Genomic DNA, 7,165 nt, shown 5'->3' with positions numbered 1-7,165 from the left:
ATGCTGGAGCTGATCGAGGTCCAGACGGGAAGCTATCTCGGGGAAGACGACATCATCCGGATTGAAGACGACTATCAGCGCTCTTGAGCAGAGTGTCGCTCCAACATTCCGCGAACATTTAGAAATTGTCCTGCGAACTGCGATGATCTGAACAGGCTGTTATGACCGACGACACGCATACGATCCGCAGCGGCGGGCTCACCGCGACCATCAAGGCGCAAGGCGCGGAGATGTGTTCGCTGGCGAGCGATGCCGGCATCGAGTTCGTCTGGCAGGCGGAGCCGGCTTGGCCGCGCCATGCGCCGCTGCTGTTTCCGATCGTCGGGCGTCTCGCCAATGACGAATTGCGGCACCGGGGCAGGATTTACCGGATGACCCAGCACGGCTTCGCGCGCGACAGCCGCTTTGCGTGGGCGGAACGTGGCGAAAGTCGCTGTGTCCTGGTGCTCGAAGACAGCGAGACGACGCGCGCGCTCTACCCCTTCGCGTTCCGCCTGACGGCAACCTATGCGCTCGACGAATCCGGTCTCGATCTTTCACTCGTGGTCGCGAACACCGGCAAGGAGATATTGCCGGCCTCGCTCGGCGGCCATCCCGCTTTCAACTGGCCGCTCCAACCGGGACTGGCGAAGGAGAGTTACGCGCTGAGCTTCGCGAACGCAGAGCCATCTCCCGTCCGCCGTCTCGACGGCGGCCTGCTGCGTCCGGCACCGGAGCCGAGCCCGATCAAAGGCTCCGTGTTGCCTCTGTCCGAATCCCTGTTCGTCGACGATGCAATCATCTTCGATCGGATCGCGAGCAATTCGGTCCGCTATGCCGCGGAGCGGGGCGCGTCCACCGGGCCGTGGTTGGAAATGTCATGGCGCGGCTTTCGCGAGCTTGGCGTCTGGTCGAAACCATCTGGCGCGCAGTTCCTCTGCATCGAGCCCTGGCGCGGCTATGCCAGTCCGGCCGGCTTCGACGGCGAATTCACTGACAAGCCGGGCCTGATGCACATCGCGCCTGGGACGGAAGAGCAATTGTCATTTCGGGTTGAGGTTGGATCGTTCTGAAGTCGGACGGTCTTCGCGCATCTCGAGTTTTCAGACCTCGATCCGGGTGAGGTCCTCGCCGAGCACGACAGGACCCGAGTAGTCCCGCCTGACGTCCACGAGCAGCGCGTTCAGCATGGAATCGTCGGTGCGAGGCCGGTGATGGGTCAGCGCGAGCTTCTTGACGCCGGCCTTGGCCGCGACTTTGCCGACCGTATCGCCACAGGCCATCGTGAATTTCGCAAGCCGGCGCAGGTGCTCGTTGTCGATCTCCGGCGTGGCGAGGAAGCAGCACTGGACCAGCAGGTCGGCCCCCTCAGCCAACCGCTCGAGACCGGGGCAGGGCACCGTGTCGCCGGAAATTGCGATGACCTTGCCCTCGGCCTCGAAGCGATAGCCGAGACACATCCAGCGTGCGAGGAAGGCCGGCGACATGTCGAGGCCGTCGCCATGCGAGACGAGTTCGGCGCTGATCTTCCAGCGCCCGGTGTCGAGAACGGGGCCCGGTATAATGTCGGTCGCGACGACAGGTTTCCAGCCGCCGAAGCTCGGCTCGCCCTGATCGCGCCAGGCGATGTCCTTGTCGTAGACCTGCGTGACGAGCGTATTGACGAGCCGTTCGGTATCCGGCGGTCCATAGATGCTCAGATCGTCCTTGCGCCCGTGCAACCATGAATTGAGCATCACATCGTAGAGGTCGCCGATGTGGTCGAAATGGTGATGGGTGAGAAAGACCGTGTTGATGGAGCCGAGCGGCACGCCCGCTTTGCTGAGCTGCACCATGACGCCGCGGCCTGCATCGATCAGGATGTTTTCCTCGCCCAGCCTGATCAGCGTGGTCGTCGCCATGCGGCGCGGGTCCGGGCGCGGGCCGCCGGTGCCGAGCAGGATGACTTCCATGGCGCCACCTCCTGGGGCAGACTTTTCGGGACGCCACAGTAGATTTGAAGCTCTTGGCGGGGCAAGTGGCCGCGGGATGGGCGTCAGCCCGCACAACAGCCGCTCGTGCGGGGCTCCCGAACATGATGCTCGGGATGAGAAGTGTGGGCCAATTCATACTTAATGCGGCCAGATCGTGACCAATGTTGTTTGGGCGCGCTAACGCGCCTAGTATTGCAGCAGGCAATTCGAGGGGGCTCGAACAGTCGTGAATGTACGTTCACAGGACGGCGCGCTCGGCGACCTGAGCTTCCAGGTCGGCCCGCAAGCACACAGGACATCCAACATCGTGGCTGATTCCGCAGTTCAGGAATTGCGTGTCGCTGGCCGCGAGCGGCTGATCGTCGTCGAGGACGATCCGGTGACGCGGACGATGCTGGTCGGTTATTTCAGCGAGAACAATTTCGACGTGGTCGGCGCCGGCTCCTGCGCGGAATGCCGCCAGGCGCTGCGGATGCGGACCGATCTCGTCTTCCTCGACGTGCAACTGCCCGACGGCGACGGTTTCGATCTCGCCAAGGAGATCCAGGCGACCAGCAATGCGGGCATCATCTTCGTCACCCGCCGCGACACCGACGTCGATCGCATCCTCGGCCTCGAGGTCGCGGGCGACCACTACGTCACCAAGCCGATCAATTTGCGCGACCTGCTCGCGCGCGCGCGAAGCGTGCTGCGGCGGCGCTCGATCGACCGCAAGGCGGCGCGCAACCACAATTCGATCGCCTTCGGCGACTGGATCATCGACCTGACGCGGCGCGAGCTGCTCGGCAGCGACGGCAAGCCGGTGGCGCTGACACGCGCCGAATTCGACCTGCTCGCGGCGCTCGTCGGCGCCGACGGCAGGCCGCTTAGCCGCGACTATCTGATCGAGGTCGTCAGCAATCGCCAGGCCGAGGTCGACATCCGCACTGTCGATGCCTTGGTGGCGAGGCTGCGCCGCAAGCTCGTCGGCAGCGGCACGCCCGTCATCACCACGGTCACCGGCGTCGGCTACAAGCTCGCGCTGAGCGAGCGGCTCTAGACGGAGGCGCAGCACGACATGGTGCCGGCGGCGCCAGCGGGTTCAGCCACTGAAACCGACCAGGAACCGAATCGCGAGAAAGGCCGACAAGGCCACGGCGCCGGTCGCGACGATTGCGAATAAAACTCTCAAACTGTTGTGCATGATCTCTATTCAGGTTCGGTTTCAAAGTTCGGTTTCAAAAATGTCGTTCGTCTAACCGCTGCTCGTCTCTGGGCAGGCAATTCTATTGGCGTGATGCGACCCGTTTCCACCTGGCTTCGACGCGAGCCTTGATGAGGCGGACCCGGGCTTCCTGTGCTGCCCAATATGCCCTGCTCGCGACCGCCGTGCCTTGACGGTAACGCGCGTAAACGTCCTTCGGCTGTGCCGGGGTTTTTTGATTGTGCGCTGACTTCGAGATGGTGGGCGCCGGAGTTGGCGCCGGTGCCACATCTGGGATTGCGGCAGCCTGGCTTCCCCCACTCGTCGAGTTCATAGAGACAAGACGATTGCGGGCGCGGTGACAATAGACCTGGGAGCGCGGAGTCATGGACTCCTCGTCGTGACCGGCTCGATATTTCATCAGGGCTCGGCAAAGGTCCCCGCCGGCCAGGCGCCATGCGCGGCTCAGATAGAGAACGCCGTAGTGGATGTTGATGTCGGGCTCTGCGAGTTCTGCGTTATTTCCCCGAAATCCGAGCATCGCTGCCGTTTCGGGCCGAACCTGCATGAGGCCGATCTCGCCGACGGCGCCAATGGTGCCCGGATTGTATCCGCTTTCGACGAAGACGACGGCCTCGGCTATGTCGGCGGGCAGATTGGTCTTGGCCGTTTCTCTTTCGATGATTTTTCGGATCGCCGCCCGCGACGCCGGCGTCTCTCCAGCGCCGAGATCTGCATCGCGACCGCCCGCCGCCAACGCCGGTTCCACGTCGTTCTGGGCGTGCACGGAGGTGGATGCCAACCAAAGCACAGCGATCGCAACGTGTGTCCACGTTGCGCGGGCGTTGATGTGTGTTCGATCCCGCAGCATGGACCACGTATTATATCTTTCGAGTTAACAACCGATTTTCTGGCGGCTCGGGGTGCGGCCCGGCTCGGACGGCGCGAGCGGCAGGCGGCGCAATGAAGCTATCGCGACCGCGAGCTCTGGTCGGTTGATGTGCTTGGCGCAGCCCCGGCCAATTTGTCGTCGACTGCATAGAGGGTGCAGGCAGACGACCATTTTGTGCAGGCGGCAAGTGAATCGCGCTGGGCGTCGTCGGCCGTCGCCCGCCCCGAACGCCAGCCGTAACCGCCGTTCGGCGACACCGCAAAAGCCTTGTGCGGCATCGTGCTGGCGAGATAGCGCGCGAACTCGGCACGTGCGGCCTCGCTGAGCTGGCCCGGCGGCGGCAGCGGATCGGGCGGGCTCAGGACATCGTGGCCGAGACCTCGCTCGCGCAGGAAGGCGTCGAGATAGGGCGTCCATTGCGGACGGCTCACGACCGAATAGAGATAATGGCCATCGTCGCCGTAAGGCGGCGCCGCGATGAATTTCGCGTTGCCGCCATTGGCGCGAAATCCGTCATGGAGGCGGCGCGCGAGGTCGGGACCGAAGTAGGAATCATTGCTGGCATAGACCCACAGCATCGGAGCGCGCGAGGTTTTGCCGAACGTGGCGAAGGCCTGCACCAGCCCGTTCGGATTGCAGACGTCGTCGTCATCGCGCGAGCCGCGCCCGCCGGCAAAGCTGATCGCGGCGGCGAGACCCGCTGGCGCCTGCGCGGTCAACGCGACGGTGGCGAACCCGCCGGCGGAATGGCCAGCCGCGATCATGCCTGAGGTGGTGACGTCGGCCCTCCGCGCCATCGCCTCGATCGACGCGCGCAAATCCGCCACCGCGACCGCCGCGGCCGGCAGATAAGCGGCGTTGGCGCAGCCGCCGACGCTGTCGACGCGCCCGCCGGGCGAGGTGCCGTAGCCGCGCCGCATCACGATCAGCGCGGCAAAGCCGCGCCGGGCATATTCGAGAGCGATGCCATAATATTTGTGCGCGGACATCGTCGCGCGATCGTCGAAACTGCGCGGCGAGCCGTGGCTGAGCAGCGCGAGCGGATAGCGCTTGGTCCCGGCCGGCCGGACCAGGAACGCCTCCAGCCCCTGCGGTCCGGCCTCGACCATCGGGATACGCAAATCCTCGGTGTAGAACTCCGCGGCCATCGCATCGGGCGCGATGCCCGCCATCAGAACAACCAAGAGCCTCTGAAACAGCGTCATGCCCCGACTCGAAAAGCCCCGATCGAAAGACCATAGCATGATCTCAGGAACGGCCGCCCCATTGCGGGTGTTGTGCTCTTGGCGCGGGCTTGGCCGATGCTATGGTATTGCGCAATCTCTACGACAGGACGAGGTATATCCAGTGGCTGATGTTCATCCCGCGGCGGGCAAGCAGGCCTCGCCGGACGCGCTCACCAACGTTCCGCGGCTGGTGACGGCCTATTTCGCCGGCAAGCCTGATGTCGCGGATCCCGCGCAGCGGGTGGCGTTCGGTACCTCCGGCCATCGCGGCACCTCGTTCAAGACCAGCTTCAACGAGGGCCATATCCTCGCGACGACGCAGGCAATCTGTGATTACCGACGTGAAAAGGGGCTGACCGGTCCGCTCTTTATCGGCATCGACACCCATGCGCTGGCCGAGCCGGCGCTGGTCAGCGCCGTCGAGGTGTTCGCGGCCAACGGCGTCGACATCATGATCGACAAGGACGGCGGCTACACGCCGACGCCGGTGATCTCGCATGCGATCCTGACCTACAACAAGGGCCGCACCTCAGGCCTTGCCGACGGCGTCGTCATCACGCCCTCGCACAATCCGCCCGAGGACGGCGGCTACAAATACAATCCGCCGCATGGTGGGCCGGCCGACACCGACGCGACCTCCGTGATCGAGAGGCGCGCCAATGCCTATCTCGCCGACGGCCTCAAAGGCGTGAACCGCATCGACTACGCCAGGGCACGCAAAGCCGCGAACGTCCACGCCTATGACTACGTCACACCCTATGTCGCCGATCTCGGCAACGTCATCGATCTCGACCTGGTCAAATCCGCCGGCGTCAACATCGGCATCGATCCGCTCGGTGGCGCCGCCGTGCACTACTGGCATCCGATCATCGAGCGCTACGGCCTGAAGGCGACCGTGGTGAACGAGGCGATCGACCCGACCTTCCGCTTCATGACGGTGGACTGGGACGGCAAGATCCGCATGGACTGCTCCTCGCCTTATGCGATGGCGAGCCTGATCGCGATGCGCGACCGCTTCGATGTCGCTTTTGCCAACGACACCGACGCCGACCGCCACGGCATCGTGACGCGCACCGGCGGCCTGATGAATCCGAACCATTATCTCGCGACCGCGATCTCCTATCTGTTCGCGCATCGCCCGAATTGGGGCAAGGACGCCGCGATCGGCAAGACCGTGGTGTCGAGCTCCATCATCGACCGCGTCGCGAAAAAACTCGGCCGCAAGCTGGTCGAGACGCCGGTTGGGTTCAAATGGTTCGTCGACGGTCTCCTCACGGGCGGCTTCGGCTTCGGCGGCGAGGAGAGTGCAGGCGCCTCGTTTCTGCGCCGCGATGGCACGGTGTGGACCACCGACAAGGACGGCATCATCCTCGGCCTGCTCGCGGCCGAGATCATGGCGAAGACCGGCCGCGATCCGAGCCAGCTCTTCAACGACCTCACCGCCGAGTTCGGCGTGCCCCATTACGCGCGCATCGATGTCGCCGCCACCACGCCGCAGAAAAACATCCTGAAGTCCGTCACGCCCGAGCAGCTCGGCCTGAAGGATCTCGCCGGCGATCCCGTCCGCGCCACCCTGAGCAAGGCGCCCGGCAACGGCCAGCCGTTCGGTGGCATCAAGGTCGAGACCGATTTCGGATGGTTCGCCGCGAGGCCCTCGGGCACCGAGGACGTCTACAAGATCTACGCGGAGAGTTTTCGCAGCCCCGAACACCTGAAGGCGATTCAGCAGGAGGCTCAGGCAGGGTTGGCGAAGGTGTTCGGGGCATAGGACACTCCAGCGGCAGGTGCCACTTCTCCGGGGAAGCGCGCCGTATCCTAGGTGTCATCGCCCGCGCAGTGTTTAGACCGGAGACATAGCTGACGCTTGTTCGGACACATCACTGACAGGTTGGCCATTGGTCAAGTCGATTGA

General features: G+C 64.3%; 7 protein-coding genes. 4 read left to right on the top strand and 3 right to left on the bottom strand.

Going from position 1 to position 7,165, the window contains the following annotated elements:
* A partial coding sequence (locus AC0L3A_RS39525) for a hypothetical protein (RefSeq protein WP_473256104.1) occupies positions 1-87 on the top strand: 87 nt, incomplete at its 5' end.
* A gap of 74 nt (positions 88-161) precedes the next feature.
* The gene (locus AC0L3A_RS39520) at positions 162-1,052 is read left to right on the top strand and encodes an aldose 1-epimerase family protein (RefSeq protein ID WP_473256440.1); all 891 of its coding nucleotides are present in this window, start codon (positions 162-164) and stop codon (positions 1,050-1,052) included.
* Positions 1,053-1,082: 30 nt separating this feature from the next.
* Here the strand turns inward: AC0L3A_RS39520 and AC0L3A_RS39515 are convergent, their stop codons facing one another.
* Positions 1,083-1,931, bottom strand: a complete 849-nt coding sequence (locus AC0L3A_RS39515) for an MBL fold metallo-hydrolase (protein ID WP_473256439.1) — start codon at positions 1,929-1,931, stop codon at positions 1,083-1,085.
* Between the two features lie 247 nt (positions 1,932-2,178).
* On the opposite strand from AC0L3A_RS39515, the gene AC0L3A_RS39510 reads away from it, so the two are divergent.
* Positions 2,179-2,991: a response regulator transcription factor gene (locus tag AC0L3A_RS39510; protein WP_354127428.1), complete on the top strand. Its 813-nt coding sequence runs from the start codon at positions 2,179-2,181 to the stop codon at positions 2,989-2,991.
* Between the two features lie 226 nt (positions 2,992-3,217).
* Here the strand turns inward: AC0L3A_RS39510 and AC0L3A_RS39505 are convergent, their stop codons facing one another.
* Together AC0L3A_RS39505 and AC0L3A_RS39500 are read right to left on the bottom strand one after the other, a co-directional pair.
* Complete coding sequence (locus AC0L3A_RS39505; RefSeq protein WP_473256438.1) at positions 3,218-4,006, bottom strand: transglycosylase SLT domain-containing protein; 789 nt, start codon at positions 4,004-4,006, stop codon at positions 3,218-3,220.
* Positions 4,007-4,104: 98 nt separating this feature from the next.
* Positions 4,105-5,232, bottom strand: a complete 1,128-nt coding sequence (locus AC0L3A_RS39500) for an alpha/beta hydrolase family protein (protein ID WP_473256437.1) — start codon at positions 5,230-5,232, stop codon at positions 4,105-4,107.
* 142 nt (positions 5,233-5,374) lie between these two features.
* On the opposite strand from AC0L3A_RS39500, the gene pgm reads away from it, so the two are divergent.
* The gene (gene pgm / locus AC0L3A_RS39495; protein ID WP_473256436.1) at positions 5,375-7,021 is read left to right on the top strand and encodes a phosphoglucomutase (alpha-D-glucose-1,6-bisphosphate-dependent); all 1,647 of its coding nucleotides are present in this window, start codon (positions 5,375-5,377) and stop codon (positions 7,019-7,021) included.
* Positions 7,022-7,165 lie beyond the last annotated feature (144 nt).

Source organism: Bradyrhizobium sp. MI1.3 (genome assembly GCF_055811695.1).
The sequence above is the reverse complement of the archived record's forward strand: the minus strand, read 5'-3'. Positions and strand labels throughout refer to the sequence as shown.

What these genes read in the sequence shown, in the direction of transcription:
- AC0L3A_RS39520 (WP_473256440.1), top strand. Translation starts at nt 162, where the DNA reads ATGACCGACGACACGCATACGATCCGCAGCGGCGGGCTCACCGCGACC.
- AC0L3A_RS39505 (WP_473256438.1), bottom strand. Translation starts at nt 4,006, where the DNA reads ATGCTGCGGGATCGAACACACATCAACGCCCGCGCAACGTGGACACAC.
- AC0L3A_RS39515 (WP_473256439.1), bottom strand. Translation starts at nt 1,931, where the DNA reads ATGGAAGTCATCCTGCTCGGCACCGGCGGCCCGCGCCCGGACCCGCGC.
- AC0L3A_RS39500 (WP_473256437.1), bottom strand. Translation starts at nt 5,232, where the DNA reads ATGACGCTGTTTCAGAGGCTCTTGGTTGTTCTGATGGCGGGCATCGCG.